The sequence below is a fragment of the Serratia sp. Ae19-1 genome, from assembly GCF_059801225.1.
This window is the reverse complement of the sequence record NZ_JBCHWD010000006.1, coordinates 267,565-294,472: the sequence shown is the minus strand read 5'-3', so window position 1 is coordinate 294,472 and position 26,908 is coordinate 267,565. Positions and strand designations below refer to the sequence as shown.

Annotated in this window: 23 protein-coding genes and 1 other RNA gene; 13 read left to right on the top strand and 11 right to left on the bottom strand. The window is 61.0% G+C overall.

Annotation, left to right across the window (positions count from 1 at the left end):
• Positions 1-11: 11 nt before the first annotated feature.
• Positions 12-248 carry a major outer membrane lipoprotein gene (locus tag AAIE04_RS18725; protein ID WP_004931354.1) on the top strand — a complete coding sequence of 79 codons (237 nt, stop codon included), beginning with the start codon at positions 12-14 and terminating at the stop codon, positions 246-248.
• A 141-nt stretch (positions 249-389) separates the two neighbouring features.
• Here the strand turns inward: AAIE04_RS18725 and AAIE04_RS18720 are convergent, their stop codons facing one another.
• The 7 genes from AAIE04_RS18720 to sufA form a co-directional block, all read right to left on the bottom strand.
• Positions 390-1,403: a L,D-transpeptidase family protein gene (locus tag AAIE04_RS18720; protein ID WP_498577509.1), complete on the bottom strand. Its 1,014-nt coding sequence runs from the start codon at positions 1,401-1,403 to the stop codon at positions 390-392.
• A 298-nt stretch (positions 1,404-1,701) separates the two neighbouring features.
• Entirely contained in the window at positions 1,702-2,118 is a 417-nt protein-coding gene (gene sufE, locus AAIE04_RS18715) for a cysteine desulfuration protein SufE (protein WP_019455999.1), read from the bottom strand.
• A 36-nt stretch (positions 2,119-2,154) separates the two neighbouring features.
• The gene (gene sufS / locus AAIE04_RS18710; RefSeq protein WP_498577508.1) at positions 2,155-3,381 is read right to left on the bottom strand and encodes a cysteine desulfurase SufS; all 1,227 of its coding nucleotides are present in this window, start codon (positions 3,379-3,381) and stop codon (positions 2,155-2,157) included.
• Positions 3,378-4,664 carry a Fe-S cluster assembly protein SufD gene (gene sufD / locus AAIE04_RS18705; RefSeq protein WP_498577507.1) on the bottom strand — a complete coding sequence of 429 codons (1,287 nt, stop codon included), beginning with the start codon at positions 4,662-4,664 and terminating at the stop codon, positions 3,378-3,380. The genes sufS and sufD overlap by 4 nt, the downstream gene beginning before the upstream one ends.
• Positions 4,639-5,385 carry a Fe-S cluster assembly ATPase SufC gene (gene sufC, locus AAIE04_RS18700; RefSeq protein ID WP_004931365.1) on the bottom strand — a complete coding sequence of 249 codons (747 nt, stop codon included), beginning with the start codon at positions 5,383-5,385 and terminating at the stop codon, positions 4,639-4,641. Before sufC ends, sufD begins: the two co-directional genes overlap by 26 nt.
• Before the next feature lie 43 nt (positions 5,386-5,428).
• Positions 5,429-6,925, bottom strand: coding sequence for a Fe-S cluster assembly protein SufB (gene sufB / locus AAIE04_RS18695; protein WP_025159702.1), 1,497 nt, complete (start codon positions 6,923-6,925; stop codon positions 5,429-5,431).
• Between the two features lie 14 nt (positions 6,926-6,939).
• On the bottom strand, positions 6,940-7,311 hold the full coding sequence (sufA, locus tag AAIE04_RS18690) for a Fe-S cluster assembly scaffold SufA (protein ID WP_019456003.1): 372 nt from the start codon (positions 7,309-7,311) through the stop codon (positions 6,940-6,942).
• A gap of 527 nt (positions 7,312-7,838) precedes the next feature.
• Between sufA and AAIE04_RS18685 the strand changes: the two genes are divergently transcribed.
• Positions 7,839-8,243: a hypothetical protein gene (locus tag AAIE04_RS18685; protein WP_019456004.1), complete on the top strand. Its 405-nt coding sequence runs from the start codon at positions 7,839-7,841 to the stop codon at positions 8,241-8,243.
• A gap of 45 nt (positions 8,244-8,288) precedes the next feature.
• Here AAIE04_RS18685 and menI read toward each other — a convergent pair whose 3' ends face one another.
• Both menI and ydiJ read right to left on the bottom strand, forming a co-directional pair.
• Positions 8,289-8,705 (bottom strand): 1,4-dihydroxy-2-naphthoyl-CoA hydrolase, encoded by a 417-nt coding sequence (menI, locus tag AAIE04_RS18680; protein ID WP_019456005.1) that lies wholly within the window; start codon positions 8,703-8,705, stop codon positions 8,289-8,291.
• On the bottom strand, positions 8,702-11,758 hold the full coding sequence (gene ydiJ, locus AAIE04_RS18675; protein ID WP_025159701.1) for a D-2-hydroxyglutarate dehydrogenase YdiJ: 3,057 nt from the start codon (positions 11,756-11,758) through the stop codon (positions 8,702-8,704). The genes menI and ydiJ overlap by 4 nt, the downstream gene beginning before the upstream one ends.
• 245 nt (positions 11,759-12,003) lie before the next feature.
• Here ydiJ and ydiK point away from each other — a divergent pair, with 245 nt between their 5' ends.
• Both ydiK and rprA read left to right on the top strand, forming a co-directional pair.
• Positions 12,004-13,104: an AI-2E family transporter YdiK gene (gene ydiK / locus AAIE04_RS18670; RefSeq protein ID WP_042784360.1), complete on the top strand. Its 1,101-nt coding sequence runs from the start codon at positions 12,004-12,006 to the stop codon at positions 13,102-13,104.
• A 255-nt stretch (positions 13,105-13,359) separates the two neighbouring features.
• An RNA gene (gene rprA / locus AAIE04_RS18665) (antisense sRNA RprA) lies at positions 13,360-13,471 on the top strand.
• Between the two features lie 109 nt (positions 13,472-13,580).
• Here rprA and ppsA read toward each other — a convergent pair.
• Positions 13,581-15,959 (bottom strand): phosphoenolpyruvate synthase, encoded by a 2,379-nt coding sequence (ppsA, locus tag AAIE04_RS18660; RefSeq protein ID WP_498577506.1) that lies wholly within the window; start codon positions 15,957-15,959, stop codon positions 13,581-13,583.
• A gap of 458 nt (positions 15,960-16,417) precedes the next feature.
• Here ppsA and ppsR point away from each other — a divergent pair, with 458 nt between their 5' ends.
• The 9 genes from ppsR (at position 16,418) to AAIE04_RS18615 (ending at position 25,316) form a co-directional block, all read left to right on the top strand.
• Positions 16,418-17,278, top strand: a complete 861-nt coding sequence (gene ppsR / locus AAIE04_RS18655; protein WP_049239973.1) for a posphoenolpyruvate synthetase regulatory kinase/phosphorylase PpsR — start codon at positions 16,418-16,420, stop codon at positions 17,276-17,278.
• A gap of 197 nt (positions 17,279-17,475) precedes the next feature.
• Positions 17,476-18,522, top strand: a complete 1,047-nt coding sequence (locus AAIE04_RS18650) for a 3-deoxy-7-phosphoheptulonate synthase (RefSeq protein ID WP_004931381.1) — start codon at positions 17,476-17,478, stop codon at positions 18,520-18,522.
• Between the two features lie 105 nt (positions 18,523-18,627).
• A complete protein-coding gene (locus tag AAIE04_RS18645; protein WP_019456010.1) occupies positions 18,628-19,113 on the top strand; it encodes a glutathione peroxidase in 486 nt (161 codons plus the stop codon).
• A 171-nt stretch (positions 19,114-19,284) separates the two neighbouring features.
• A complete protein-coding gene (hemP, locus tag AAIE04_RS18640) occupies positions 19,285-19,467 on the top strand; it encodes a hemin uptake protein HemP (RefSeq protein ID WP_154746131.1) in 183 nt (60 codons plus the stop codon).
• 94 nt (positions 19,468-19,561) lie between these two features.
• Positions 19,562-21,604, top strand: a complete 2,043-nt coding sequence (locus tag AAIE04_RS18635) for a TonB-dependent hemoglobin/transferrin/lactoferrin family receptor (RefSeq protein ID WP_498577505.1) — start codon at positions 19,562-19,564, stop codon at positions 21,602-21,604.
• Between the two features lie 65 nt (positions 21,605-21,669).
• Positions 21,670-22,707 carry a hemin-degrading factor gene (locus AAIE04_RS18630; protein ID WP_498577504.1) on the top strand — a complete coding sequence of 346 codons (1,038 nt, stop codon included), beginning with the start codon at positions 21,670-21,672 and terminating at the stop codon, positions 22,705-22,707.
• On the top strand, positions 22,704-23,534 hold the full coding sequence (locus tag AAIE04_RS18625) for a heme/hemin ABC transporter substrate-binding protein (protein ID WP_498577503.1): 831 nt from the start codon (positions 22,704-22,706) through the stop codon (positions 23,532-23,534). Before AAIE04_RS18630 ends, AAIE04_RS18625 begins: the two co-directional genes overlap by 4 nt.
• Positions 23,534-24,538 (top strand): FecCD family ABC transporter permease, encoded by a 1,005-nt coding sequence (locus tag AAIE04_RS18620; RefSeq protein ID WP_016927948.1) that lies wholly within the window; start codon positions 23,534-23,536, stop codon positions 24,536-24,538. Before AAIE04_RS18625 ends, AAIE04_RS18620 begins: the two co-directional genes overlap by 1 nt.
• On the top strand, positions 24,531-25,316 hold the full coding sequence (locus AAIE04_RS18615) for a heme ABC transporter ATP-binding protein (protein WP_019456014.1): 786 nt from the start codon (positions 24,531-24,533) through the stop codon (positions 25,314-25,316). The genes AAIE04_RS18620 and AAIE04_RS18615 overlap by 8 nt, the downstream gene beginning before the upstream one ends.
• Positions 25,317-25,351: 35 nt before the next feature.
• Here AAIE04_RS18615 and AAIE04_RS18610 read toward each other — a convergent pair whose 3' ends face one another.
• On the bottom strand, positions 25,352-26,794 hold the full coding sequence (locus AAIE04_RS18610; RefSeq protein ID WP_197667547.1) for a protein adenylyltransferase SelO: 1,443 nt from the start codon (positions 26,792-26,794) through the stop codon (positions 25,352-25,354).
• Positions 26,795-26,908: the final 114 nt, after the last annotated feature.

Genomic DNA, 26,908 nt, shown 5'->3' with positions numbered 1-26,908 from the left:
AGGGTGTTATAATGAATCGTACTAAACTGGTACTGGGCGCGGTAATCCTGGGTTCCACTCTGCTGGCTGGCTGCTCTAGCAACGCTAAAATCGATCAACTGTCTTCTGACGTTCAGACTCTGAACGCTAAAGTTGATCAGCTGAGCAACGACGTGAACGCAATGCGTTCTGACGTTCAAGCTGCTAAAGACGACGCAGCACGCGCTAACCAGCGTCTGGACAACCAAGCTCACGCTTACAAAAAGTAAGATAGCTTTGGTTATTGAAAACGGCGCACATTGTGCGCCGTTTTTTTTTGCCTGCTCGCAGGCCTGAACCTTCCCCCGCCGCAGGCAAAAAAAAGAGGTTCAGCACGCTGAACCCCTCTTCGACCGCTCAATCCCGCAAACTTAGTTCACCGAACTGATAGGCGCGCCCTTGAATGGGCTCTTATTCGTCGCAGGAGCCGCTGCAGGCGTTAAACTCACCTCAGACGGGTTCTCCCCCACGTTAACCAACACCGGCATGCCAGAGCGGCGTACAACCGCGCTATCGAACATGGCGCGATCGGTTTGCCCATCCGCAACGAAGGCTTTCTCGGCTTTCGACAGCGTGATCGGCATGGTCTGCGGATCGTCGCTTTCTACCCGCGACAGCGGCTGGTGCACTTCAACATAGCGTTTGCCGTCCGGTTCGACCGAAACCTTCACCGGATCGTTGATCACCTGCACTCGTGTGCCGCGCGGCACCATATTGAACAGCGCCTCGATATCGGTCGGGCGCAGACGAATACAGCCGGAGCTGACGCGCATGCCGATGCCGAAGTTGGCGTTGGTGCCGTGGATCAGGTATTCACCGCGGCCCATCGCCAGACGCAGGGCGAACAGCCCCATCGGGTTCTCAGGGCCGGCCGGCACCACCGCCGGCAGCGTCACGCCCTGGGACTGATAGCGCTTGCGGATGTTGGCGGTTGGCGTCCAGGTCGGGTTAGGGATCTTCTGGCTGATGGAGGTCACCTCCAGCGGCGTATGCATCCCGGTCTGGCCGATGCCGATCGGATAGACGATTACTTTATTCTCGCCTTTCGGGAAGTAGTAAAGACGCAGCTCGGCCAGGTTGACGATGATCCCTTCACGCTTGGTGTCGGGCAGCAGCATTTGGGTCGGAATGGTCAGCACCGTGCCTGGCTTAGGCAGGAACGGGTCGGTGCCGGGGTTGGCTTCCAGCATGCCCAGCAGGCCAATCTTGTAGTCGGCGGCGATCGCCTCCAGCGGACGGCCGTCGTTTGGCACGGTATAAGTGGTGTTTTCGCCGATCAGACGGCTGTCCGGCGGCGGCAGCGGGTACTCGGTCGCACTGGCGGCCTGCATGCCGGCCAGTACGGTGGCGAAGACCATGCCCATTAAACTCAACGCACGTTTCATTATCATCCCTATATTTTTTATGACGGTTCGTCCCCAAGGCTAACGAGCGCCCGGCGGCGGGTAAATCAGACAATACCTGATTAATACTAGCAACGCTGGCATCAAAGGCAATAAGTTCTCTAAAAATCAACACGTTATAACGTAATCGCCACCGCTGATTGTCAACGAAACGTCAACGGATAAGCTGCTGAAATATCACTGAATTGGGAGTGCTGTCTGGGGGGAAACGGCGGATTGTAAAGACTCATTGACAAAGCGAAGATATCAATGAGTCTGCCAGGTCGAGGGGGGTTGAGGCTCAGGCCAGCTGCGCGGCTTTACTGCGAATGGCACGAATCATCGCTTCCAATCCCTGGGAGCGCGAAGGCGTCAGATGTTGGCTGAGCGCCAGCTCGGCGAAAAACGGCCGCACATCGAGAGAGACTATCTGCTGTGGCGTCAATTGACGATAGAGAATAAACACCACCGCCAGCAGCCCTTTGACGATCGCAGCGTCGCTGTCGCCATGAAACTCGACCTGCCCCTGCTCATCGCGGCGCATCACGATCCATACCTGACTTTGACAGCCGGAGATCAGGTTGCCGGCCTGACGCTCGGCCTCGTCCAGCGGCGGCAATTTGGCACCGAGTTCAATCACGTACAGGTATTTCTCCTCCCAATTCAAGCAGCGGGAGAAATTACGCACCAATTTATCTTTGTCCGGCAAATTCGCCATGGGGATCCTTTTGTACCGCCGGGGACACGCCCCGGCCTAGCCTAATAGCTGATGAATGCGTTGCAGCCCGGCCACCAGCCGGTCCACCTCTTCCCGGGTATTATATAACGCCAGCGAAGCGCGGCACATGCTCGGCACCTGATAAAACGCCATCAGCGGCATGGCGCAATGGTGGCCGGTGCGGATGGCGATGCCGTACTGGTCGAGGAAGCTGCCGACATCATAGGCGTGATGCTCTCCCAGATTGAAGGCGATCACCCCGGCGCGATGAGCCGGGCCATAGATTTTCAGCGTCGGCACCTGCTTGAGCGCCTCAAGCGCGTAGTGCATCAGCGACTGTTCATAATCGTGGATCGCATTCAGCCCCAAGGCCTCGACGTAATCGAACGCCGCCCCCAGCCCCATGATGCCGGCGGTGTTCGGCGAACCGGCCTCGAAGCGCCACGGCGGATCGGCGAAGGTGGTGCCCGCCGTCAGGCTGACCTGACGGATCATCGAACCGCCCCCTTCCCACGGCGGCATCTGCTGCAACAACGCCTGGCGCCCATACAGCATGCCGATGCCGGAAGGGCCATACAGCTTGTGGCCGGAAAACACGTAGAAATCGCAGTCCAGCGCCTGAACATCGACGCGTTGGTGCATCACCGCCTGCGCGCCGTCCACCAATACCGTCAGATCCGGCGCCAGGGCTCTGGCGCGAGCGATGATCTCGCGCACCGGGTTGACGGTGCCCAGCACGTTGGACACCTCGGTCAGCGCCAGCAGTTTACAGGACGCGTCGACCAGTTCCGGCAACCGCGCCAGATCCAGCGTGCCGTCCGGCTGCAGCGGCCAAACCCGCAGCTGCAGCCCGCGTTCCTGCGCCAGCATCTGCCACGGCACGATGTTGGCGTGGTGCTCCATCTCGGTGATAAGGATGGCGTCGCCCGGCTGCAGCAGGTGGCGGCCGAAGCTGTTGGCCACCAGGTTGATGCCTTCGGTGGTGCCTTTGACGAACACCATCTCTTCCGCCGACGCGGCGTTGATAAAGCGCGCCGCCTGTTCCCGCACCGCTTCCATCTGCTGAGTCGCCTCGGCGCTCAGAGTATGGATGCCGCGATGCACCGCCCCATAGCCGTGGCGATAGAAATCCAGCTCGCGGTCGATCACCGCCTGCGGTTTCTGCGCGCTGGCGGCGCTGTCGAGATAGGCCAGCGGTTGGCCGTTCACCTCACGCGCCAGCAGCGGGAAATCGCCGCGCACGCGTTCAATCGGATAACTCATGCGGCCTCCCCCGGCAGGCGCTGGGCGATGCGCGCCAGCACCCGTTCCCGGATGATGTCGTTGGCAATACCTTCGGTCAGCTCGGCGGCGAAGGCGAAGATGATCATCTGCTGCGCCGCATGCTTGTCGATGCCGCGCGACTGCAGATAGAACAGCTGCTCTTCATCGATGCGCCCCACGGTGGCACCGTGACTGCACTTGACGTCGTCGGCGTAGATCTCCAACTGCGGTTTGGTATCCACTTCCGCCACCTTACCCAGCAGCAGGTTATGGTTGGTCATCTGGCCGTCGGTTTTGATCGCGTGCTTGGCCACTTTGATCATGCCGTTGAACACCGCCTTGCCGCGATCGCTGACCACGGTTTTATGCAGCTGACGGCTTTCGCAATAGCCCTTGTTGTGTTCCAGATAGGTGCGGGTATCGCAGATCTCTTTGCCCACCGGCAGCACCAGGCTATTGATCACCAGATTGGCGCCCTCGCCGTTCAGCTGCGCGCTGGTGTTGTGGCGCGTCAGGCCGGCGCCCAGCAGGAAGCTGTCGCTTTTCACTCGCGCGTCGCGGCCGATGACCAGATCGTTATGGGCGAAGTGGTAGCTTGGCTGGCTCTCAAACGCCAGCTTGCAGTGCAACAGCCCGGCGTTGTCCGCCACGTTGGCGGTCAGGCGCGCGCCGGTAAAGTGCGCGGCTTCGCCCAGGCTGACATAGTGTTCGATCACTTCCGCCTCGGCCCCGCGCCCGATCTCCAGATGATGGCGATGATGCACGGTGTTCACTTCCCCGGCACCGCCGCGTCCGCTGCTGATATGCAGCAGGTACAGCGGCCGCGCGGGGGCTTTGCCGGCGGGCAGGCGGATCAGGCTGGTTTCCTGCGCCAGGCTTTCGGTCAGGTGCAGGAAGACCTCCGGTTGGATCGGCTCCGGCAGCGCCTGCGGCGTGCCGTAGGCGGTCAGCTCAAACTGGTAGTCGCCCAGGTCGCCATCGCTGAGCGCGGCACTGTAGCGGCCGTCGATGAACACCAGCCGACAGGTGTCGATGCCAAGCGCCAACGCATCGGCCTGCTCGGCGGTTACCGGCGCGGGCTGCGGCTCGAGGAATTGCTGCTCCAGCAGGCCTTCCAGCGGCGTGTATTTCCAGTTCTCATGCTTGCGCGTCGGCCAGCCGAGCCGCAGCGCCTGCTGCCAGTGCGCCAGCGCATGCGGTGAACGCTCGCCGCCGCGCCCTTCGAACAGGCGATACAGCTGCTGCAGCGCGTTTGAATTACTGTTGGTCGGTAAGCCAGCCATAGCCCTGCTCCTCCAACTGTTTCACCAGCGAGAAATCGCCGGATTTGACGATGCGCCCCTGCGACAGCACGTGCACGTAATCCGGTTTGATGTAGTCCAGAATACGCTGGTAGTGGGTGACGATGATAAAGGCGCGCTTGCCGTCACGCAGCGAATTGACGCCGTTGGCGACGATCTTCAGCGCGTCGATGTCCAGACCGGAGTCGGTTTCATCGAGAATGCACAGATCCGGCTCCAGCGCCGCCATCTGCAGAATATCGTTGCGCTTTTTCTCGCCGCCCGAGAAACCGACGTTGACCGAACGGGTCAGCAGATCGGCCGGCATATCCAGCAGCGCGATCTTCTCTTCGATGAAATCGGCGAAGTCAAAGCGATCCAGAGGCTCCTGTTCGCGGTATTTGCGCACCGCGTTGACCGACGTTTGCAGGAAAAAGTGGTTGCTGACGCCGGGGATCTCCACCGGATACTGGAAGGCCAGAAACACGCCTTCGCCGGCGCGATCTTCCGGATCCAGCTCCAGCAGATCCTTGCCCTTGAAGGTGACTTCACCTTCGGTCACTTCGTACTCTTCACGCCCGGCCAGCGTGGCGGACAGCGTACTCTTGCCCGAGCCGTTCGGGCCCATGATGGCGTGCACTTCGCCCGGTTTGATCTCCAGATCCAATCCCTTGAGGATCTCGTTGCCTTCCACGCTGACTTTCAAATTCTTGATGCTTAACATGCTGTGTCCTCAGATAGCGCCGACGGCGCTAAAAATGCGGCGATTAGCCCACGCTGTGTTCCAGGCTGATGGCCAAAAGTTTCTGCGCCTCGACGGCGAACTCCAGCGGCAGCTCGGAGAAAACGTCCTTGCAGAAACCGTTGACGATCATCGAAATGGCGTCATCCTCGCTGATGCCGCGCTGCAGGCAGTAGAACAGCTGGTCGTCGCCGATCTTCGAGGTGGTGGCTTCGTGCTCCAGCTGAGCGCTGTTGTTGCGCGCTTCGACGTACGGGAACGTGTGGGCGCCGCTGTCCGGCCCGATCAGCATCGAGTCGCACTGGGTAAAGTTACGGGCGTTTTCCGCCCCCGGCAGGATTTTCACCAGGCCGCGATAGGTGTTCTCGCTGTGGCCGGCGGAGATGCCTTTGGCGATGATGGTCGACTTGGTGTTTTTGCCGATGTGGATCATCTTGGTGCCGGTATCCGCCTGCTGATGGCCGCTGGTCAGCGCCACCGAGAAGAATTCGCCGATCGAGTTGTCGCCCTGCAGGATCACGCTCGGGTATTTCCAGGTGATGGCCGAGCCGGTTTCCGACTGGGTCCAAGACATTTTCGAACCGGCGCCTTCACACAGCGCGCGCTTGGTGACGAAGTTGAGGATGCCGCCCTTGCTCTCGCCGCCGGAGAACCAGTTCTGCACCGTCGAGTATTTCACTTCGGCGTCTTTATGCAAGATCACTTCCACCACCGCCGCGTGCAGCTGGTAGCTGTCGCGCACCGGGGCAGAACAGCCCTCGATGTAGCTGACGTAACTGCCTTCGTCGGCGATCAGGATGGTGCGCTCAAACTGGCCGGTTTTGGCGGCGTTGATACGGAAATAGGTCGACAGCTCCATCGGGCAACGCACGCCCTTCGGCACGTAGACGAAGGTGCCGTCGGAAGCCACCGCGGCGTTCAGCGCGGCGAAGAAGTTATCGTTGGACGGCACCACCCGCCCCAGGTATTGGCGCACCAGATCCGGGTACTCCTGGATCGCTTCGCCGAACGAGCAGAAGATCACCCCGCTCTCCGCCAGTTTTTCACGGTAGGTGGTGGCGACCGAGACCGAGTCGAAGATGGCGTCCACCGCCACCTCGCTGCCCTCGCGTACCGGCACGCCGAGCTGGTTGAACGCCAGCTCCACTTCGCTGGTCAGGTAATCTTTTTCCGTCGCCGCGCCCGTTTGCTGCTCGGCGCCGGGTTGCGAACCGCAGGCGTCGTCGCAGCTGCCGCAGGACGGCGCCGAATAGTAACTGTAGTCCTGGTAGTTCAGGCGATCGTAATTGGCCTTCAGCCAGTGCGGTTCTTCCATCTGCAGCCAGGCGCGATAGGCCTCGAGGCGGAATTCCAGCATCCACTCGGGTTCGTTGCGCTTGGCCGAGATGGCGCGCACCACCTCTTCGTTGATGCCCTTGGCCAACTCATCGGTTGCCAGCTGGGTGAAGAAGCCTTCTTTGTAGCGACCTTCGCTGACCCAAGCCTGCACTTCATTAGGCATTTCTACATTGCTTCGTGTCATGTTGATTGCATCGCTCAAACGCCAAAACTCTCGCCGCACCCGCAGGCATGCTGAGCTTTAGGGTTGTTGAATTTGAAGATCTGGTTCAGCCCTTCACGGACATAATCGACCGTGGTGCCATCGATAAACGGCATCGCCTTCAGCGGCACATACAGTTTGGCGCCGTCGCGCTCAAACAGCAGATCGTCATCGGCGGGGTCGCGGGTCAGATCCAGCACATAGGCAAAGCCGGCGCAGCCGGATTGTTTCACCCCTAGCTGCAGCCCTTTCACCTGCGGATCCTGCTGCATCAGTTTCGTTATTTGTCGTACGGCGCTGTCGCTGAGCGAAATGCCTTGCCAGACATTTTCATCCAGAGAAAAAGTGCCGACATTTTCCGTTTGCATAGGGTCTACCTCACACTCGTGTTTGGCCACAGCCAATCTGGGTTGCTTATATGTTAGTGATAACGATTATCACTTCAACCGTTTGTTTTGCGGGGGTATCCGCCGCGAGCGCGGTTTTTCGCTGCGGCGCGCGGCAAGCCAACGGGACATCCGTGGCGGCTTGCGGCGTCAGGCGGCAAGGTGTGCATGCTATCCCTATGAATTTGTTATCTATCCTGCATCACCGTACCGCACTCCCCGGTGGCCCGTCAGCGTTACAGCGCCACGGTGCGTTGCCGTTCTAAACATTCATAGAAAATACCTATTTCTGCATTCTGTCTGTCGTAAATGTGCGTTTATCGGCATTTCTCGCCCTGTGCGGACTGAGGGGCTGCTGATTAAAGTTTAGTCGCTCTGGATCAAGTTGGGCCGCCGAGGGCCAATTGCCACCCTGCACAACAAAAAAACGCCGTATCGGGGATTGATCGGCAACGCGGCAGTTTATATGATAATGATTATCATTCAATTTGAATTTGAGCGCGAAGCCAATGACTCTTACGATCAACGCATGGTTGCTGGGCAAGATTGACGAATACAAATTCAGCGTGCGCGACGCCACGGTGGACTTTTATATGGCCGAAGCGGCGCTGCGACGCCCGGAATGCAATATTGATCATCTGAAGCGATACAACAGCGTCAGCCTGACCATGGCCAATCTGTGCCTGGAGAACGGCGACGACGACAGCTACCTGCACGCGCTCAGCAAGCTGCACAACCGGCTGATCGTCGAGATCAACAATCCGCAGCGCTGCCAGCTGTTTCGGGTGCAAAGCTACCACTTCGCACGCCACACGCTGACGCTGATCTGCCAAAAATATGCGATGGAAGGCACCTGGGAGAAGGCGAACGCGTTTCAGAAGGACTTCGTCAAACGCGTGCCGTTTCAACTGTAAAGCGATGCGTTCCGCAGGCCGCTGGCCTGCGGAAGCCGGCGGGGATCAGTCGATGACCGCCGTGGTCAGACGCGAGGTGCAGCACAGCCGGTCGCGCGCGTCGAAGATCTCTATCTGCCACACCTGATGGCGGCGGCCCACGTGCAGCGCACGGCACACCCCGCGCACCTGCCCATCGAACACCGCGCGCAGGTGGTTGGCGTTGATCTCCAGCCCCACCACTTTCTGCTCGCCTTCGCTGCACAGGTAGCCGGCCATCGATCCCATCGATTCCGCCAGCACCACCGACGCTCCGCCGTGCAACAGCCCGAACGGCTGCCGGGTACGGCCATCGACCGGCATGGTGGCCTCGAGGAAATCCTCGCCCATCTGGGTAAACTCGATGCCCACATGGCTGACCATGCAGCCGTCACCGGCGCGGTTCAGCTGCTCCAGCGATGTTTCACGTTTCCACAATTTCACTCAATCATCTCCAGAAGTGCCTGTAATGGGTGGCGCACGCCATTGCCCTCGATGCGTTTCACCTGGCTGCGGCACGAATAGCCGGTCGCCAGGCAGCGCTGCCGCGGCAAACGCTGCAGCGTCGGATGCCATGATAGCTCATAAATGCCGAGCGAGTTTTGCAGGTTCTTGGCTTCGTGGCCGTAAGTGCCCGCCATGCCGCAGCAGCCGACGCTGACGTTCTCCAGTTTGGCGCCGAAGCGGGCGAAGATCGCCGCCCACTGTTGGCCGCTGGCCGGCAGCGCGGTGGTTTCGGTGCAGTGGCCGAACAGATACCAGGGCTCGCCGGTCGCCGGCTGTTCGGCGCGATCCGCGATCCGCTGTTGCAACCATTCATGCACCAGCTGCACCTGGAAATCGCCGCGCTCGGCGCCGAGGATCTCGCGGTATTCGTCGCGGTAGCACAGCACCAGCGCCGGATCGACGCCCACCATAGGCATGCCGAGCTGCGCCACGCGGTTGAGGAAATCGGCGGTTTTGCGTGCGGTGCGGGCAAAGCGCGTCAGGAAACCTTTCACATGCTGCGCCTTGCCGTTCGGCGAGAACGGCAGCAGCACCGGTTTATAGCCGAGCTTCTCCACCAGCCGCACGAAATCCGCCACCACTTTGGCGTCGTAATAGCTGGTGAACGGATCCTGAACGATCAGCACGTGCTCTGCGCGTTGCTCGGCGCTCAACCCTTCCAACTGCTCCAGCGTCAACGTGGTCGCGCGGTGGCCGGACAGCTGCTGACGCAGCGTCGGGCTGGACAACAGCGGCAGATCGACCATGCCGATGGCGTTGCGGCTCATCTCCCGCAGCCACGGCTGGCGGAAGAAGAAGTTGAACACCTTCGGCGCGCGGGCCATCAGCGGGGTGTAGCTCTCCACGCCGGCGACCATGTAGTCGCTCACCGGGCGCAGATAGCGGGTGTGGTAGAGCTGCAGGAAGCGCGAACGGAACCCCGGCACGTCAATCTTGATCGGGCACTGGGTGGAGCAGGCCTTGCAGGCCAGGCAGCCGGACATCGCCTCTTTCACTTCGTGCGAGAAGTCATACTCGCCTTTGCCGGCGTGCCAGCTGTTGCGGGTCTTTTCGATCACGCCGCGCAAGCTGAGGCGCTGCTGCGGCAGCTGTTTCTCCAGCGCCAGCGGATCCACGCCCTGCTCGGCCAACAGACGCAACCACTCGCGCACCAGCGTCGCCCGCCCTTTCGGCGAATGAATGCGGTTGCCGCTGATCTTCATCGACGGGCACATCGGGCTGCGCACGTCGAAGTTGAAGCATAGACCGTTGCCGTTACACTCCAGTGCGCCGCGGAACGAGGTGCGCACCTCGACCGGGATCTGGCGATCGAAAGTGCCGCGTTTGACCGCATCCACCTGCATCATCGGCGCATCCACCGCCAGCGGCGCACAGATCTTGCCCGGGTTCAGGCGGTTATCCGGATCGAACGCCGCCTTGATGCGGCGCAGCTCCTCAAACAGCGTTTCCCCGAAGAATTCAGGGCTGTATTCCGCACGGAAGCCTTTGCCGTGCTCGCCCCACAGCAGGCCGCCGTATTTGGCGGTCAGCGCCACCACCCGATCGGAGATCTGTTTCATCAGCACTTCCTGCTGCGGGTCGCACATGTCGAGCGCCGGGCGCACGTGCAGCACCCCGGCGTCGACGTGGCCGAACATGCCATAGCTCAGGTTGTGCTCGTCGAGCAGTTGACGGAACTCGACGATATAGTCAGCCAGGTGCTGCGGCGGCACGCAGGTGTCCTCGGCGAACGGAATCGGCTTGGCGCGCCCTTTGGCGTTGCCCAGCAACCCGACCGCTTTCTTGCGCATGTTGTAAATGCGCTCGATGCCCGCCAGATCGCCGCAGATCTGGTATCCGATCACGCCGCCCTGCCGCTGTGCGATCAATTCGTCCAGCCGTTGGCACAGGGCCTCCATCTGGCCATCGATCAGCGCCCGATCGTCACCGGCGAACTCGACGATGTTCAGCCCGAGCATCTCTTTGTCCGGCACGTCGGCGATCAGCTCGTTCACCGAGTGCCAAACGATATCTTCACGCGCCAGGTTCAGTACCTTGGAGTCGATGGTTTCCACCGACAGCGCCTTGGCTTCGACCATAAAGGGCGCATTGCGCAGCGCCGAGTCGAAGGAGTCGTACTTTACGTTGACCAGGCGACGCACCTGCGGCAGCGGCGTGATGTCCAGCCGCGCTTCGGTGATAAACGCCAGCGTGCCTTCGGCGCCGGTCAGGATGCGCGTCAGATCGAAGGTTTGCAGATCGTCGCTCAGCACATGGCGCAGGTCGTATCCGGTGAGGAAACGGTTGAGCTTGGGGAATTTTTCCAGGATCAGCGCGCGCTGCTCGCGGCAGCGGTTCAGCACCGTGCGATAGATGCGCCCTTCGGCGGTCTCTTCCAGAGCAATCGTTTCCGCCAGCGTCGTCGGCATGGCGCGGGTATCGATCATCTCGCCACCCAGCAGCACCGCCCGCAGGCCCAATACGTGATCGGAGGTTTTGCCGTACACCAGCGAGCCCTGGCCGGAGGCGTCGGTATTGATCATGCCGCCCAGGGTAGCGCGGTTGCTGGTGGAGAGTTCCGGCGAGAAGAAGTAGCCGAACGGCCGCAGATATTGATTCAACTGGTCCTTGATCACCCCGGCTTCGACTTTTACCCACCCCTGTTCGACGTTGATCTCCAGAATGCGGTTCATATGGCGCGACATATCGACCACGATGCCGGTATTGAGCGACTGGCCGTTGGTGCCGGTGCCGCCGCCGCGCGGGCTGAAGGTCAGCGTTTTGAAGCGTTCTTCACCCGCCAGGCGGGCGATCAGCGCCACATCGGCGGTGGAACGGGGAAACACCACCGCATCGGGCAACAGCTGATAGATGCTGTTGTCGGTGGCCATCGTCAGCCGGTCGGCGTAGCTGGTGGCGGTATCGCCATTGAATCCGTTTTGCTTCAGTGCTTCCAAAAAGTCGAGCACCCGTTGAACGAGGCCGGGCGCCTGAGAAATCTGTGGGATCATTCGCTTTTTTGACCCTGTCCGTCTATTTTTTATGCGCTGATGTACGCTGAATCGGGCCTTTAATTCAGACCCACCCTATTTTTTAGTGACACTAAAAACTAACATACTCGTTTAGTGAAGGCATTCACATTATTACCGCCCTGCGAGCGCCGCCACAGGCGGCCGCCCGGCGGTGAGAAACCGACCGACAGGCACCCCGATTCGCCGGTGCCAGGGATTCAATTGACCAGGATGAGAAGCCACTGATGCCACTCCCGCAATCGCGTTACGACTTACCGCGAATTATTTTCGGCGTGCTGTTTATCGCCATCATGATCGTCGCCTGTTTCTGGGTGATCCAACCGTTTATTCTCGGCTTCGCCTGGGCGGGCATGGTGGTGATCGCCACCTGGCCGCTGCTGCTCAAACTGCAAAAGCTGCTGTGGGGCCGCCGCTCGCTGGCGGTGCTGGTCATGACTCTGCTGCTGATCTTGCTGTTCATTCTGCCTATCTCCCTGCTGATCAGCAGCGTGGTGGATAACAGCGCACCGCTGATCGCCTGGGCCAGTTCGCCGGGCAAACTGCATATTCCCGATCTCGCCTGGCTGCAATCCGTGCCGATGATCGGCGACAAGCTTTATACCAGCTACCACACGCTGGTTAACGCCGGCGGCGCCGCGCTGCTGGCGAAGGTACAACCTTACTTCGGCCAGACCGCCACCTGGTTCGTGGCGCAGGCGGCGCATATCGGCCGCCTGCTGCTGCACTGCGCGCTGATGCTGCTGTTCAGCGCCTTGCTTTATGCGCGCGGCGAGCAGGTGGCGTTGGGCATCCGCCACTTTGCGGTGCGCCTGGGCTCTGCGCGCGGCGATGCGGCGGTGCTGCTGGGCGGCCAGGCGATCCGCGCGGTGGCGCTGGGCGTGGTGGTGACGGCGCTGGTGCAGTCGGTGCTGGGCGGCATCGGTCTGGCGGTGAGCGGCATTCCGGCCGCTACCCTGCTGACGATGCTGATCTTCATCTGCTGCGTGGCGCAATTGGGGCCGCTGTTAGTGCTGGTGCCGGCCATCATTTGGCTGTACTGGCACGGCGACACCACCTGGGGCACCGTGCTGTTGGTCTGGAGCTGCGTAGTGGCCACGCTGGATAACGTGCTGCGCCCGGTGTTGATCCGCATGGGTGCCGATCTGCCGCTGCTGCTGATCCTGTCAGGCGTTATAGGCGGCTTGCTGGCCTTCGGCATGATTGGCCTGTTCATCGGCCCGGTGGTCTTGGCGGTGTCTTATCGCCTGCTGACCGCCTGGATGGATGAAGCGCCGGAGCCGACTACCGCGCCGGAGCAAGTGATCGAAGAGTTGGAAAAACGCTAATTCCTCCTTCCGCCCGCATCGTCGGGCGGAATTTTTCGCCCACGCATTATTCCTACCTCATTCGGGTAATATCCCTGTTGAATATAAAGCCGTTATATATTGATTAAGATGCAACGAATAAAAGGTGCAATGTAAATCCCTGTTTTGTTGCACGCCGTAAAAAGAGAGAACGCCCGCAAATAAAATGTGATGCCGCTATTGATTAGGATGATTCTTAATGACTAGTGGCGTTCAAAAATTTAGTATTATGGCCATCTATTGCTTCAAATCACTGATTTTTAAGCAACCTTTCTGAACAATGTAATGCCATACATGTGAATTGCTGTGTGTAGTCTTTGCCCATCTCCTACGGTGGGCTTTTTTTTATTCTTTTTTCGCCAAGTTGATTATTTTACGCGCCGTTATTTACATTCAGAAATAAAAAGGCCGCAGCGTAAACTGCGGCCTGGCGTTTATGCCTTAGCGGTGCCGAGGCATTATTTCTTTTTCGACAAATTGATCCAGGTCTGCACCACGGTGTCCGGATTGAGCGACAGGCTGTCGATGCCCTGCTCCATCAGCCACTCGGCGAAGTCTTCGTGGTCGGAAGGCCCCTGGCCGCAGATGCCGACGTATTTGCCGTGGCGCTTGGCCGCCTGAATCGCCATCGACAGCAGCGCTTTCACCGCCTCGTTGCGTTCGTCGAACAGCTCCGACACCACGCCCGAGTCGCGATCCAGCCCCAGCGCCAGCTGTGTCATGTCGTTGGAACCGATGGAGAAGCCGTCGAAGTGCTCCAGGAACTGATCCGCCAACAGCGCATTGGACGGGATCTCGCACATCATGATCACTTTCAGCCCGTTTTCGCCGCGCTTCAGCCCCTGACGCGCCAGTTCGGCCACCACCGCTTCCGCCTGCGCCACGGTACGCACGAACGGCACCATGATTTCGACGTTGGTCAGCCCCATTTCGTTACGCACGCGTTTCACCGCCTCGCACTCCAGCGCGAAACAATCGCGGAAGCTGTCGGCCACGTAGCGGCCGGCGCCGCGGAAGCCCAGCATCGGGTTCTCTTCGTGCGGTTCATACTTGTCGCCGCCCACCAGGTTGGCGTACTCGTTGGATTTAAAGTCGGACAGGCGCACGATCACGCGCTTCGGCCAGAAAGCGGCGCCCAGCGTCGCGATGCCTTCAGTCAGACGGCCGACGTAGAACTCGACCGGATGATCGTAACCCTGCATCAACGCGCGGATCTCGTTTTGCAGCGCCGGCGTTTGCTGATCGAACTCCAGCAGCGCGCGCGGGTGCACGCCGATCATGCGGTTGATGATAAATTCCAGCCGCGCCAGGCCCACGCCTTCGTTCGGCAGGCGCGCGAAGTCGAAGGCGCGATCCGGGTTGCCGACGTTCATCATGATCTTCAGCGGCAGCTCAGGCAGTTCGGTCACTTCGGAGCTCTGCACGCTGAAGTCCAGCATATCGCTGTAAACGAAGCCGGTGTCGCCTTCCGCGCAGGAAACGGTAACTTTCTGGCCGTCTTTCAGCACGTCGGTGGCGTGGCCGCAGCCCACCACCGCCGGGATGCCCAGCTCGCGCGCGATGATAGCCGCGTGACAGGTGCGCCCGCCGCGGTTGGTGACGATCGCGGCGGCCTTCTTCATGATCGGTTCCCAATCCGGGTCGGTCATGTCGGTCACCAGCACATCGCCCGGCTGGATACGATTCATTTCGCTGATGTCGTGGATCACTTTCACCGGGCCGGCGCCGATACGGTGGCCGATGGCGCGGCCTTCCACCAGCACCGGGCTGGAGCCGTTCAGCTGGTAACGTTCCATGGTCTGCTCGTTGGAGCGTACGGTTTCCGGGCGCGCCTGCACGATCAGCAGCTTGCCGGTATGGCCGTCTTTCGCCCACTCGATATCCATCGGGCGGCCGTAATGTTTTTCGATCAGGATCGCCTGCTGCGCCAGCGCCTGCACCTCGTCATCCGTCAGCGAGAAACGGCTGCGCTGCGCTTCCGGCACGTCTTCGATGCGCACCTGCTTACCGTGATCCTGCGACGGCGCGTACACCATGCGGATCTTTTTCGAGCCCAGGTTGCGGCGCACGATCGCCGGCTTGCCGTTCTGCAGCGTCGGTTTGTGCACGTAGAACTCATCCGGGTTCACCGCGCCCTGCACCACCATCTCACCGAGACCGAAAGCGGAGGTGATGAACACCACCTGATCAAAGCCGGACTCGGTGTCGATGGTGAACATCACGCCCGAGGAGGCCAGATCGGAACGCACCATGCGCTGCACGCCCGCCGACAGCGCCACGCCGCGGTGGTCATAGCCCTGGTGTACGCGATAAGAGATGGCGCGGTCGTTGAACAGCGACGCGAACACGTGCTTGATCGCCACCATCACGGCGTCGATGCCCTGCACGTTGAGGAAGGTTTCCTGCTGGCCGGCAAAGGACGCGTCCGGCATATCTTCCGCCGTGGCGGAGGAGCGCACGGCAAAAGAGGCTTCAGGCTCGCCGTCGGCGAGCTGTTGGTAAGCCTGATGAATTTCACGCTCGAACTCGGCGTGGAACGGCGTGTCGATCACCCATTGGCGGATCTGGGCGCCGGCCTTGGCCAGCTGTGCAACGTCGTCAACGTCAGTCTGATCCAGTAACTGATAGATGCGCTGGTTAACACCGCTTTGTTCGAGAAAATCGTTAAACGCCTGCGCGGTGGTGGCAAAACCGTTTGGCACGGCCACGCCCAAATCGGAAAGATTGGTGATCATTTCACCGAGGGAGGCGTTTTTGCCGCCGACACGGTCAACGTCGTGCATGCCAAGCTGGTTGTACCAAAGCACATTACGCAAGTCTGGGCCATTGTTGGACATCGAGACAATCCTTATTGCTATCAGTAGGGTAAAGACGGATTTAATTCGCTTGCTTTACGGCGCCGCTAACACGGAGCCGAATCAGACTAGCACACTGATCTGGGGAAAATGGAAAGGTGAATCGATCAACCCACTGAAGAAAGTGGTTTTTAAGAGAATGTCCTAACCGGCTGATTTGGCTGGGAACCGTTCCCAATCGCACGAAAAGCTTAGTTCTCAACAAATTACGCTCTTTTTAAACTTCTGTTTTAATGACCGCGCAAACGCTACCGTTTTTGTTGAAAATAGCGGCAAATTTGCGTTTCAGATGCAAAGCGTCGTTGCACCGCGATTTTTACCGCCGCCAGGGCGCGCTTTTTTTCACCTGCCGCCGAAAGGCGGTTTACCGCCCTGCCGTCACAATTTTTTCCCTCGCCCCTTTACCGACGGATCCTCTGCGGCCCATGATATTGGCAGTGATGACAGCAGGAACACCGTTTTCAGGTAAGGAGCCTCGGGTGGAAAGAAGCGTTTTTTATATTTCGGATGGTACGGCGATCACCGCCGAAGTGCTGGGGCACGCGGTGCTGTCGCAGTTTCCGGTCACGGCGACCACGTACACCCTGCCGTTTGTCGAAACCGAGGCGCGCGCTCGCGCAGTTCGCCAGCAAATCGATGATATCTATAATGAAACTGGCGTGCGTCCGCTGGTGTTTTACTCCATCATCTCGCCGGAAGTGCGCGACGTGATCGTTCAGAGCCAGGGCTTCTGCCAGGATATCGTGCAGGCGCTGGTCGGCCCGCTGCAGGGTGAGCTGGAGGTGGAGCCGACGCCGGTGCCGAACCGCACCCACGGCCTGACCGCCAGCAACCTCGGTAAGTACGACGCGCGCATTGCCGCCATCGACTATACCCTGGCACATGACGACGGCATTTCGCTGCGCAACCTCGATCAGGCGCAGGTGATCCTGCTGGGCGTGTCGCGCTGCGGCAAAACCCCCACCAGCCTCTATCTGGCGATGCAGTTCGGCATCCGCGCCGCCAACTATCCGTTTATCGCCGACGATATGGACAATTTGCACCTGCCGGCCTCGCTGAAACCGTTTCAGCATAAATTATTCGGTCTGACCATCGATCCGGAGCGCCTGGCGGCGATCCGCGAAGAACGGCGTGAAAACAGCCGCTACGCTTCATTGCGCCAGTGCCGCATGGAGATCGCCGAGGTCGAGGCGCTGTTCCGCAAAAACCAAATCCGCTACCTCAATACCACCAACTATTCGGTCGAAGAGATCTCCACCAAAATCCTCGATATCCTCGGCATGAGCCGCCGCATGTTCTGATCTTTCCCTTGCGGGGCCGTCGCGCCCCGCCACCTGCCGTTTATTTCAGCAGCAGCTGATTTTTTTGTGCTTTTTTTCGCGGCTTTGATCAACAGAACGCAATCTCTACGGTTGAATTCAGCGCTTTTTGCGTTATTGTGATCGCCATCACTTCCCGGCACTCCTGCCGCAGAGAAGAACAGTTTCCAGGGAACAACATGCACAAAACAGATGAACTGCGGACCGCGCGCATCGACAGCCTCGTCACGCCGCAAGCGTTGGCAGACAAGCTGCCGATCTCGGCGGCCGTCGCCGATAACGTGACAGCGTCACGCAAACGCATTGAAAAAATCCTCACCGGCGAAGATCGCCGCCTGCTGGTGGTGATCGGCCCCTGCTCCATTCACGATCTCGACGCCGCCGTCGATTACGCCGGCCGGCTGAACGCCCTGCGCGAACGTTACCAGGACCGCCTGGAGATCGTGATGCGCACCTATTTCGAAAAACCGCGCACCGTCGTTGGCTGGAAAGGCCTGATCTCCGATCCGGCGCTGGACGGCACTTTCCAGGTGAACCGCGGCATCGAAATGGCGCGCCGCCTGCTGCTGGAAGTGAACCAGCTCGGCCTGCCGACCGCCACCGAATTCCTGGACATGGTGGTCGGCCAATATATCGCCGACCTGATCAGCTGGGGCGCCATCGGCGCGCGCACCACCGAAAGCCAGATCCACCGTGAAATGGCCTCGGCGCTCTCCTGCCCGGTCGGCTTCAAAAACGGTACCGACGGCAACACCCGCATCGCCATCGACGCCATTCGCGCGGCGCGCGCCGGGCACATGTTCCTGTCGCCGGACAAACATGGTCAGATGACCATCTACCAGACCAGCGGCAACCCGTACGGCCATATCATCATGCGCGGCGGCAAGACGCCGAACTACCACGCCAGCGATATCGCCGCCGCCTGCGACAGCCTGCGCGAGTTCGATCTGCCGGAGCACCTGGTGATCGACTTCAGCCACGGCAACTGTCAGAAAATGCATCGCCGCCAGTTGGAAGTGGCCGACAACGTCTGCCAGCAGATCCGCGCCGGCTCCGCCGCCATCACCGGCGTGATGGCCGAAAGCTTCCTGGTGGAAGGCACGCAGAAAATCGTCGCCGGCCAGCCGTTGACCTATGGCCAGTCGATCACCGATCCTTGCCTGAGCTGGTCCGACAGCGAACAGCTGTTGGCGATGCTGGCGGATGCGGTCGATAGCCGTTTCTAACGCCGCACAGGCCGGGGCCTTGCCCCGGCTTTATTCATCCCGACCTGCTCATCTATACTGATTGCAACGCTTTAGCACCCGCCGAAATGCACTGGGAGCCCCGGCATGATTCACTCTCTGTTATCCATTCCCTGCGTCACGCTGCAGGGCGAGCAAAAAACGCTGGGCGATTTCCCGGCGCGCGCTTACCTGGTGGTCAACACCGCCAGCAAGTGTGGCTTCACCCCGCAATACCGCGGGCTGGAAAATCTGTGGCAATACTATCGCGAGCGCGGGTTGATGGTTCTCGGCTTCCCCTGCAACCAGTTTGGTTCTCAGGAACCCGGCAGCCCGCTGGAGATCGCCAACTTTTGCAGCCTCAACTACGGCGTCAGCTTTCCGCTGTTCAGCAAGATAGAGGTCAACGGCCCCGGCGCGCACCCGCTGTTCAATGAGCTGAAACGCCTGGCGCCCGGCATTCTCGGCAGTCGCCGCATCAAGTGGAACTTCACCAAATTCCTGCTGACCGCCGACGGCCAGCGCGTCACGCGTTTTGCGCCGATCACCAAACCCGAGCGTCTATTCGACCGTATCGAAACCCTGCTGAAATAATCCTCTTTTTTTGCGGGCCGAACGCGCTCGGCCCGCCGCCAGATGCCCATACGGCAAAAAGGTTCCATCGGTAAGAAAATTTTCCTTGATGTAACCTTTCCTTCACATGATAATGATTCTCAGTTTGATATTAATTACCATTTAATGGTCTGTTTTATAAGCACAATGATGATGGATACAGCCAACACGCCTTCCCCCGCCGCCGCGGCCCCGAACGAGCACAGCGCAAACGCGCCGCCCAGCTACGACAGCGCACAGCTGCTCGGCGCCGACGGCATCGCGTTCATTACCCATCAGGGCCAGCGCTATCAACTGCGGCAGACCAAAGCCGGGAAATTGATCCTGACCAAATAACCACAGAATCCTCAAACGCCAGCCACCCCGATCTTTTGATCCAGGCAGCCAGCAAATCTATTGATATGTTTTATTACATACGGAGAGTTGCACCATGCCTCTGACATTTTCCACCCGGCTGCGTTTTTCCGCTTTGAGTCTGGCGATTGCCTGCGCTCTGCCTACGGTGGCCTTGGCACAAAACACCAGCACAACATCTTCCTCCAACGCGGCGCAGTCGAAAAAAGCCAAAGCCGCCGACGAGACCATGACCGTGGTCGCCACCGGCAACCAACGCAGCAGCTTTGAAGCGCCGATGATGGTCACGGTGATCGAAGGCAATTCGCCGGAAAGCCAGACCGCCACCTCCGCCGCCGATATGCTGCGGCGCGTGCCGGGCATCACTGTCAACGGCACCGGGCGCAGCAACGGCCAGGATGTGACGATGCGCGGCTATGGCAAGAACGGCGTGCTGACGCTGGTCGACGGCATTCGCCAAGGGACCGATACCGGCCACATCGGCGGCACCTTCCTCGATCCGGCGCTGGTGAAGCGCATTGAAATCGTGCGCGGCCCCTCTGCGTTGCTGTACGGCAGCGGCGCACTGGGTGGCGTCATCGCCTACGAGACCGTCGATGCCGCCGATCTGCTGCTGCCGGGCCACGATACCGGGTTCCGCGTCTACGGCACCGCCGGCACCGGCGATCACAGTCTGGGCATGGGCGCCAGCGCCTACGGCAAGACCGATAACCTCGACGGCCTGCTGTCGTTCGGCACCCGCGACGTCGGCAATCTGCGCCAGGGCAACGGTTTTGACGCCCCTAACGATGAAACCATCAGTAACGTGCTGGCCAAAGGCACCTGGAAGATCGACGACAACCAGTCGCTGAGCGGCGATCTGCGTTATTACAACAACGACGCCCAAGAGCCGAAAAACCCGCAAACGCCGGGCAGCTCTAGCGGCAACCCGATGACTAACCGTTCCACCATCCAGCGCGACGCCGCTCTGAGCTATAAGCTCAAGCCGGTCGGCCAGGATTGGCTGGACGCCACCGCCAGACTGTACACCTCGGAAGTCAAAATCAACGCGCACAACGCCGGTGCGACCGACGAATTCCGCAAGCAGACCACCAACGGCGGCAAGCTGGAAAACCGCACGCGCCTGTTCGCCGACAGTTTCGCGTCGCACCTGTTGACCTACGGCTCCGAGGTTTATCAACAGAAACAGCAGCCGGGCGGCGCTACCACCAGCTTCCCGCAGGCCAAGATCAACTTCGCCTCCGGTTGGCTGCAGGATGAAATTACGCTGCGCGACATTCCGGTCACCGTGCTGGCCGGCACCCGCTATGACGATTATAAGGGCAGCAGCCAGGGCCATGATGACGTCAAGGCCGACAAATGGTCTTCCCGTGGCGCGCTGAGCTACTCGCCGACTGACTGGCTGATGCTGTTCGGCTCCTATTCCCAGGCCTTCCGCGCCCCAACCATGGGCGAGATGTACAACGATTCGCGCCACTTCCCCGGCAACTATTGGGTGCCTAACCCGAATCTGCGGCCGGAAACCACCAGCACCACCGAAGCCGGTTTCGGCCTGCGCTTCGACGATCTGCTGATGGCGGATGACAGCCTGCAATTCAAGGCTAGCTATTTCGACACCGACGCCAAGGACTACATCAGCCTGTACGTCACCCGCACGCAAACCGCTTCAACCAATATCTCCCGCGCCAAGATCTGGGGTTGGGACACCTCGCTTAACTACCAGACCCAGTGGTTTAACTGGGATCTGGCCTACAACCGTACGCGCGGTAAGGACAAGTCACGCAATGGCGAGCTGAACGCGAAAAGCGGCGATTGGCTGGCCGACATCAGCCCGGACACCGTCACCAGCTCGCTGGACGTGCCGTTGGGCGAAACCGGCCTGTCCGCCGGTTGGGTCGCCACCTTCGCCGAACGCGCCACCCGCGTACCAGCCGGGTCTCCAGAACAAGGCGGTTACGGCGTCAACGACTTCTATCTGAGCTACAAGGGCCGCGACCGCCTGCAGGGCGTCACCACCACCGTGGTGCTGGGCAACGCCTTCGACAAAGAATATTACTCGCCGCAGGGCGTCCCGCAGGATGGCCGCAACGCCAAACTGCTGGTCAGCTACCAGTGGTGATCATTTGACTATCTGGCGGACACCGACGTGTCCGCCGTTCGCATCACAGCGCAGGAGAATCCCGCATGAGCAACACCCTGTACGAACGCTACCAACAGGCTAAAATCGACCATCCCGGCAAATACGCTCGCGATCTGGCGGCGCTGCTCGGCGTCAGCGAAGCGGAGCTGACGCACGCTCGCGTCGGCCACGACGCCCGCCGCCTGCAGGCCGACGCTCGCACCCTGCTCACCGAACTCGAGCAGGTGGGCGTCACCAAGTCCATCACTCGCAACAGCTATGCGGTGCATGAGCAGATGGGCCGCTACCGCAATCAGCACCTCAACGGCCACGCCGGGCTGATCCTCAACCCGCGCGAACTGGATCTGCGTCTGTTCCTCAACCACTGGACCAGCGTTTTCGCCATGAGCGAAACCAACAAGCGCGGCGTGCGCCACAGCATCCAGTTCTTCGATCAACAGGGCGATGCGCTACACAAGGTCTACACCACCGAGGAAACCGATCTGCCGGCCTGGATGGCGCTGGTGGAACGCCACCTGAGCGATGAAAACCCGGCGCTGGCGCTGCAGCCCGCCGAGGCGAGCACCGCAGATGAAACGACGCAGGATCATGCCAAAATCGACGGTGAATGGCGCGCAATGACCGACGTTCACCAGTTTTTCCAGCTGCTCAGCCGCAACAAGCTGACGCGCCAGCAGGCATTCCGCGCCGTCGGCGACGATCTGGCCTATCAGGTGGACAACAGCGCGCTGTCGCAGCTGCTGGAAGCGGCGCAGCAACTGCAAAATGAGATCATGATCTTCGTCGGCAACCGCGGCTGCGTACAGATCTTCACCGGCCAGATCGAACGTCTGATGCCGCAGGAAGGCTGGATCAACGTATTCAACCGCCGCTTCACGCTGCACCTGATCGAAGACGCCATCGCCGAAAGCTGGATCACTCGCAAACCCACCAAGGACGGCATCGTCACCAGCCTGGAGCTGTTCGCCGCAGACGGCACGCAGATTGCGCAGCTGTACGGCCAACGCACCGAAGGCCAGCCGGAACAAACCCAGTGGCGCGAGCAGGTCGCCGCGCTTGCTCCCAAGGACATCGCCGCATGAAATCATCCTTGATCCGCCGCCTGGCGCTGATGATGACGCTGACGCTGCCGCTCACTGCGGCAGCGGCGCAGCGCATCGTCTCGATCGGCGGCGACGTGACGGAAATCGCCTTCGCGCTCGGCGCCGGCGACGACGTGATCGCCCGCGACAGCACCAGCCTGAATCCGGAAGCGGTGAAAAAGCTGCCTGACGTCGGCTATATGCGCCAGCTGAACGCCGAAGGCATTCTGGCGCTGAAGCCGACGCTGGTGTTGACGACCGAGCTGGCGCAGCCGGCGCTGGTGCTCAAACAGCTGGCGGACAGCGGCGTCAACGTGGTCAGCGTGCCGGGCGACACCACCCTGCAGGCGGTGCCGCAGAAAATCGCCGCTATCGCCGCCGCACTGCAGCGCGTTGAGCAAGGCAAGCGGCTGAGCCAGCGCTATCAACAACAGCTGGCGGCGGTCGATACCACCCCGCTACCGGTAAAGGTGTTGTTCGTGATGAGCCACGGCGGCATCACGCCAATGGCCGCCGGGCAGCATACCGCCGCCGACGCGGTGATCGCCGCCGCGGGATTGAAAAACGCCATGCAGGGCTTTGACCGCTACCGTCCGCTGTCGCAGGAAGGCGTGATCGCCAGCGCGCCGGACCTGCTGCTGGTCACTACCGACGGCGTGCGCACCCTCGGCGGTGAGCAGCAGCTGTGGACGCTGCCGGGCCTGGCGCTGACGCCGGCGGGCAAACAGCGGCGCGTGCTGATCGTCGATGACATGGCGCTGCTGGGCTTCGGCCTTGAAACGCCGGCGGCGTTGGCCAAACTGCGTCACGCGGCGGAGCAAAAGTAATGCGCTGTCGCACCTCGCCGCAGCTGGCCATTATCGGCCTGCTGGTGCTGTTGACGCTGCTGGCGCTGGTCGCCGCCAATCTCGGCGCGCTGACGCTGTCGTTTCGCACCCTGTGGCGCGAACCGTTCAGCGATGCCGCCTGGCACATCTGGCTGAATATCCGCCTGCCGCGCGTGTTGCTGGCGGTGGTGATCGGCTGCGCGTTGGCGGTGTCCGGCGCGGTGATGCAGGGGCTGTTCCGCAACCCGCTGGCGGATCCGAGCCTGCTGGGCATCAGCAGCGGCGGCGCGCTGTTTGTCGCGCTGTTCATCGTGATGCCGCTGGCGTTGCCGGTGACGATCGCGCTGTACGGCCACATGCTGGCGGCGTTCCTCGGCAGCCTGCTGGTGTCGTTGTTGATCTACGGCATCAGCCGCAGCGGGCACGGCAATCTGTCGCGCCTGCTGCTGGCGGGCATCGCCATCAACGCCCTGTGCATGGCAGCCATCGGCGTGCTTTCTTACGTCAGTAGCGATCAACAGCTGCGCCAATTCTCGCTGTGGATGATGGGCAGCCTCAGCCAGTCGCAATGGCCGACGCTGGCCGTTTCCGCCTCGCTGATCCTGCCCACGGCGCTGCTGACGCTGCTGCAGGCGCGTCGGTTGAACCTGCTGCAGCTGGGAGACGAAGAGGCCCACTACCTTGGGGTGAACGTCCAGCGCGCCAAGCTGCAGCTGCTGCTGTTGAGCGCGCTGCTGATCGGCGCGGCGGTGGCGATGAGCGGCGTGATCGGCTTCGTCGGTCTGGTGGTGCCGCATCTGGTGCGCATGCGCCTCGGCGGCGATCACCGCTGGCTGCTGCCCTGCTCCGCACTAGGCGGCGCCTGCCTGCTGTTGGTCAGCGACACGCTGGCGCGCACGCTGGTGGCGCCGGCCGAAATGCCGGTGGGGCTGATGACCAGCCTGATCGGCGGTCCTTACTTCTTGTGGCTGGTGATGCGCCAGCGGGAGCGAACCGGTGGATAACGCCGCCTGCCTGACGGCCCGGGAGCTGCGCTACAGCCTCGGCGTGCGCCGCTTGATCAACGACGTTTCGCTGAGCCTCGCTAGCGGTGAGATGGTGGCGATTATCGGCCCTAACGGCGCCGGCAAATCGACGCTGCTGCGCTTGCTGACCGGCTATCTGACGCCGGACTGCGGCGAATGCCGGCTGCTTGACCGCCCGCTGGAACACTGGGCGCCGCAGCAATTGGCCAAAGTCCGGGCCGTGATGCGTCAATACAGCGATCTGGCGTTTCCTTTCAGCGTGGAAGAAGTGGTCAGCATGGGGCGGGCGCCGCACGGTAAACGCGACCAGCATCAGGCGATCCAACAGGTGATGGAACAAACCGACTGCCTGGCGCTGGCGCAGCGCGACTACCGTCAGCTTTCCGGCGGCGAACAGCAGCGGGTACAGCTGGCGCGGGTGTTGGCGCAGCTGTGGCAACCGCAGCCGTCACCCGCCTGGCTGTTTCTCGACGAGCCAACCTCGGCGCTGGATCTGTACCACCAGCAGCACACCCTACGCTTGCTGCGCTCGCTGACGCGCCAACAGCCGCTGGGCGTCTGCTGCGTGCTGCACGATCTCAATCTGGCCGCGCTGTACGCCGATCGCATTCTGCTGTTGCATCAGGGCCGCCTGGTGGCAAGCGGCACGCCGCAGGAGGTGCTGCAGGCAGACATTCTCACCCGCTGGTATCAGGCCGATCTCGGCGTGGTGCATCATCCCGAAGCGCCGCTGCCGCAGGTCTATCTGCGGCAATAAAAATTCAAGGGCGCCATTAGGCGCCCTTTTTCATCTCAGCTGGAGCAGGAAATCTCCAGATGCTTGCCCCAATCCGGCGGCAGCGCAGCGAGATCGTCATACTCCGGCGCCTCGTCGAATGGCCGCAGCAAGGCCTGATGCAAGCGCTGCAAACGGCCCGCGTCGTCTTTCTCGGCATCCTCAATCGCCTGCTGCGCCAGATAGTTGCGCAGAATCAAACGCGGGTTCACCGCCTTCATCGCCCGTTGCCGCTCCGCATCGCTCACCTGCTCCTGCTGCAGGCGCTGGCGATACTGCTGATACCAGGCGTCGAACGCCGCACGGTCGATAAACTCGTCGCGCAGCGGCGACTGCGCCTGCTGCTGCTCGGTGTCGCTCAACAGGCGGAACGTGCGGGTATAGTCCCGTCCTTCCTGCGCCATCAGGCTCAACAGGCCGGTAAGCACGTCGTTATCCTGCGCCGTCGGCGTGAAGAAGCCGAGTTTGGCGCGCATCTGTTCGCCATAAGCGCGCATCAGTGCCGGTTCATACGCCGCCAGCGCCTGCTGCAGCTGTTCGGTGCTCATCAACCCCGACAGGGTTTGTGCCAGGCGATGCAGGTTCCACAGCGCCACCGCCGGTTGATTGTCGAAAGCGTAGCGCCCCTGATGGTCGGAGTGGTTGCAGATATAGCCGGGCTGGTAGTCATCGAGGAAGCCGTAGGGGCCGTAATCGATGGTGATGCCAAGAATCGACATGTTGTCGGTGTTCATCACGCCATGAGCGAAGCCGACGGTTTGCCAATGGGCGATCAGGCGCGCCGTGCGTTCGACCACGTCGGTAAACCACAACAGATAGCGATCGGCCTGATCCTGCAGCTGCGGCCAGTGACGAGCGATGACGAAATCCGCCAGCTGCCGCACCTGCTCCGGCTGTTTGCGGTAGTAAAAGTGTTCGAAGTGGCCGAAGCGCACATGGCTTTCCGCCACCCGCAGCAGCATCGCGCCGCGTTCCGGCTGCTCGCGGAACACCGGTTGGCCGCTGGTGACGATCGTCAACGCCCGGGTGGTGGGGATCCCCAGATGATGCAGCGCCTCGGAGGCCAGAAACTCGCGGATAACCGAGCGCAGCACCGCGCGCCCATCCCCCATGCGCGAATACGGCGTCAGCCCGGCGCCCTTCAGGTGCCAGTCGCGGTGGCTGCCGTCCGCCAGGCGCTGTTCGCCAAGCAAAATGCCGCGACCATCGCCCAGTTGCCCGGCCCAGACGCCGAACTGGTGGCCGCTGTACACCTGCGCCAGCGGCTGCATGCCCGGCAGCAGCGTTTCCCCCGCCCAAATCGGGGTTTTATCCTGAGTAAACCAGCTTTCATCCAGCCCCAGCTCGCGCGCCAGCGGCTCGCTATGGTACAGCAGGCGCGCATCCTTGAGCGGCGTCGGGTTCAGGGCGGTGTAAAAACCGGGTAACTGTTGGTAATAAGCGTTATCGAACTGCGGCATAGGCCCTCCGTTTCAGCGTAGTGTAGAGCCTGAATGGGCGGATTAACACCGAAGGAATGCAGGGAGAACGCATCCGCCTGTCGCCAGGACGGATGCGAGGGGGTGCGCTTCCCC

What these genes read in the sequence shown, in the direction of transcription:
- AAIE04_RS18725 (WP_004931354.1), top strand. Translation starts at nt 12, where the DNA reads ATGAATCGTACTAAACTGGTACTGGGCGCGGTAATCCTGGGTTCCACT.
- AAIE04_RS18720 (WP_498577509.1), bottom strand. Translation starts at nt 1,403, where the DNA reads ATGAAACGTGCGTTGAGTTTAATGGGCATGGTCTTCGCCACCGTACTG.
- sufE (WP_019455999.1), bottom strand. Translation starts at nt 2,118, where the DNA reads ATGGCGAATTTGCCGGACAAAGATAAATTGGTGCGTAATTTCTCCCGC.
- sufS (WP_498577508.1), bottom strand. Translation starts at nt 3,381, where the DNA reads ATGAGTTATCCGATTGAACGCGTGCGCGGCGATTTCCCGCTGCTGGCG.
- sufD (WP_498577507.1), bottom strand. Translation starts at nt 4,664, where the DNA reads ATGGCTGGCTTACCGACCAACAGTAATTCAAACGCGCTGCAGCAGCTG.
- sufC (WP_004931365.1), bottom strand. Translation starts at nt 5,385, where the DNA reads ATGTTAAGCATCAAGAATTTGAAAGTCAGCGTGGAAGGCAACGAGATC.
- sufB (WP_025159702.1), bottom strand. Translation starts at nt 6,925, where the DNA reads ATGACACGAAGCAATGTAGAAATGCCTAATGAAGTGCAGGCTTGGGTC.
- sufA (WP_019456003.1), bottom strand. Translation starts at nt 7,311, where the DNA reads ATGCAAACGGAAAATGTCGGCACTTTTTCTCTGGATGAAAATGTCTGG.
- AAIE04_RS18685 (WP_019456004.1), top strand. Translation starts at nt 7,839, where the DNA reads ATGACTCTTACGATCAACGCATGGTTGCTGGGCAAGATTGACGAATAC.
- ydiJ (WP_025159701.1), bottom strand. Translation starts at nt 11,758, where the DNA reads ATGATCCCACAGATTTCTCAGGCGCCCGGCCTCGTTCAACGGGTGCTC.
- ydiK (WP_042784360.1), top strand. Translation starts at nt 12,004, where the DNA reads ATGCCACTCCCGCAATCGCGTTACGACTTACCGCGAATTATTTTCGGC.
- ppsA (WP_498577506.1), bottom strand. Translation starts at nt 15,959, where the DNA reads ATGTCCAACAATGGCCCAGACTTGCGTAATGTGCTTTGGTACAACCAG.
- ppsR (WP_049239973.1), top strand. Translation starts at nt 16,418, where the DNA reads ATGACAGCAGGAACACCGTTTTCAGGTAAGGAGCCTCGGGTGGAAAGA.
- AAIE04_RS18650 (WP_004931381.1), top strand. Translation starts at nt 17,476, where the DNA reads ATGCACAAAACAGATGAACTGCGGACCGCGCGCATCGACAGCCTCGTC.
- AAIE04_RS18645 (WP_019456010.1), top strand. Translation starts at nt 18,628, where the DNA reads ATGATTCACTCTCTGTTATCCATTCCCTGCGTCACGCTGCAGGGCGAG.
- hemP (WP_154746131.1), top strand. Translation starts at nt 19,285, where the DNA reads ATGGATACAGCCAACACGCCTTCCCCCGCCGCCGCGGCCCCGAACGAG.
- AAIE04_RS18635 (WP_498577505.1), top strand. Translation starts at nt 19,562, where the DNA reads ATGCCTCTGACATTTTCCACCCGGCTGCGTTTTTCCGCTTTGAGTCTG.
- AAIE04_RS18630 (WP_498577504.1), top strand. Translation starts at nt 21,670, where the DNA reads ATGAGCAACACCCTGTACGAACGCTACCAACAGGCTAAAATCGACCAT.
- AAIE04_RS18625 (WP_498577503.1), top strand. Translation starts at nt 22,704, where the DNA reads ATGAAATCATCCTTGATCCGCCGCCTGGCGCTGATGATGACGCTGACG.
- AAIE04_RS18620 (WP_016927948.1), top strand. Translation starts at nt 23,534, where the DNA reads ATGCGCTGTCGCACCTCGCCGCAGCTGGCCATTATCGGCCTGCTGGTG.
- AAIE04_RS18610 (WP_197667547.1), bottom strand. Translation starts at nt 26,794, where the DNA reads ATGCCGCAGTTCGATAACGCTTATTACCAACAGTTACCCGGTTTTTAC.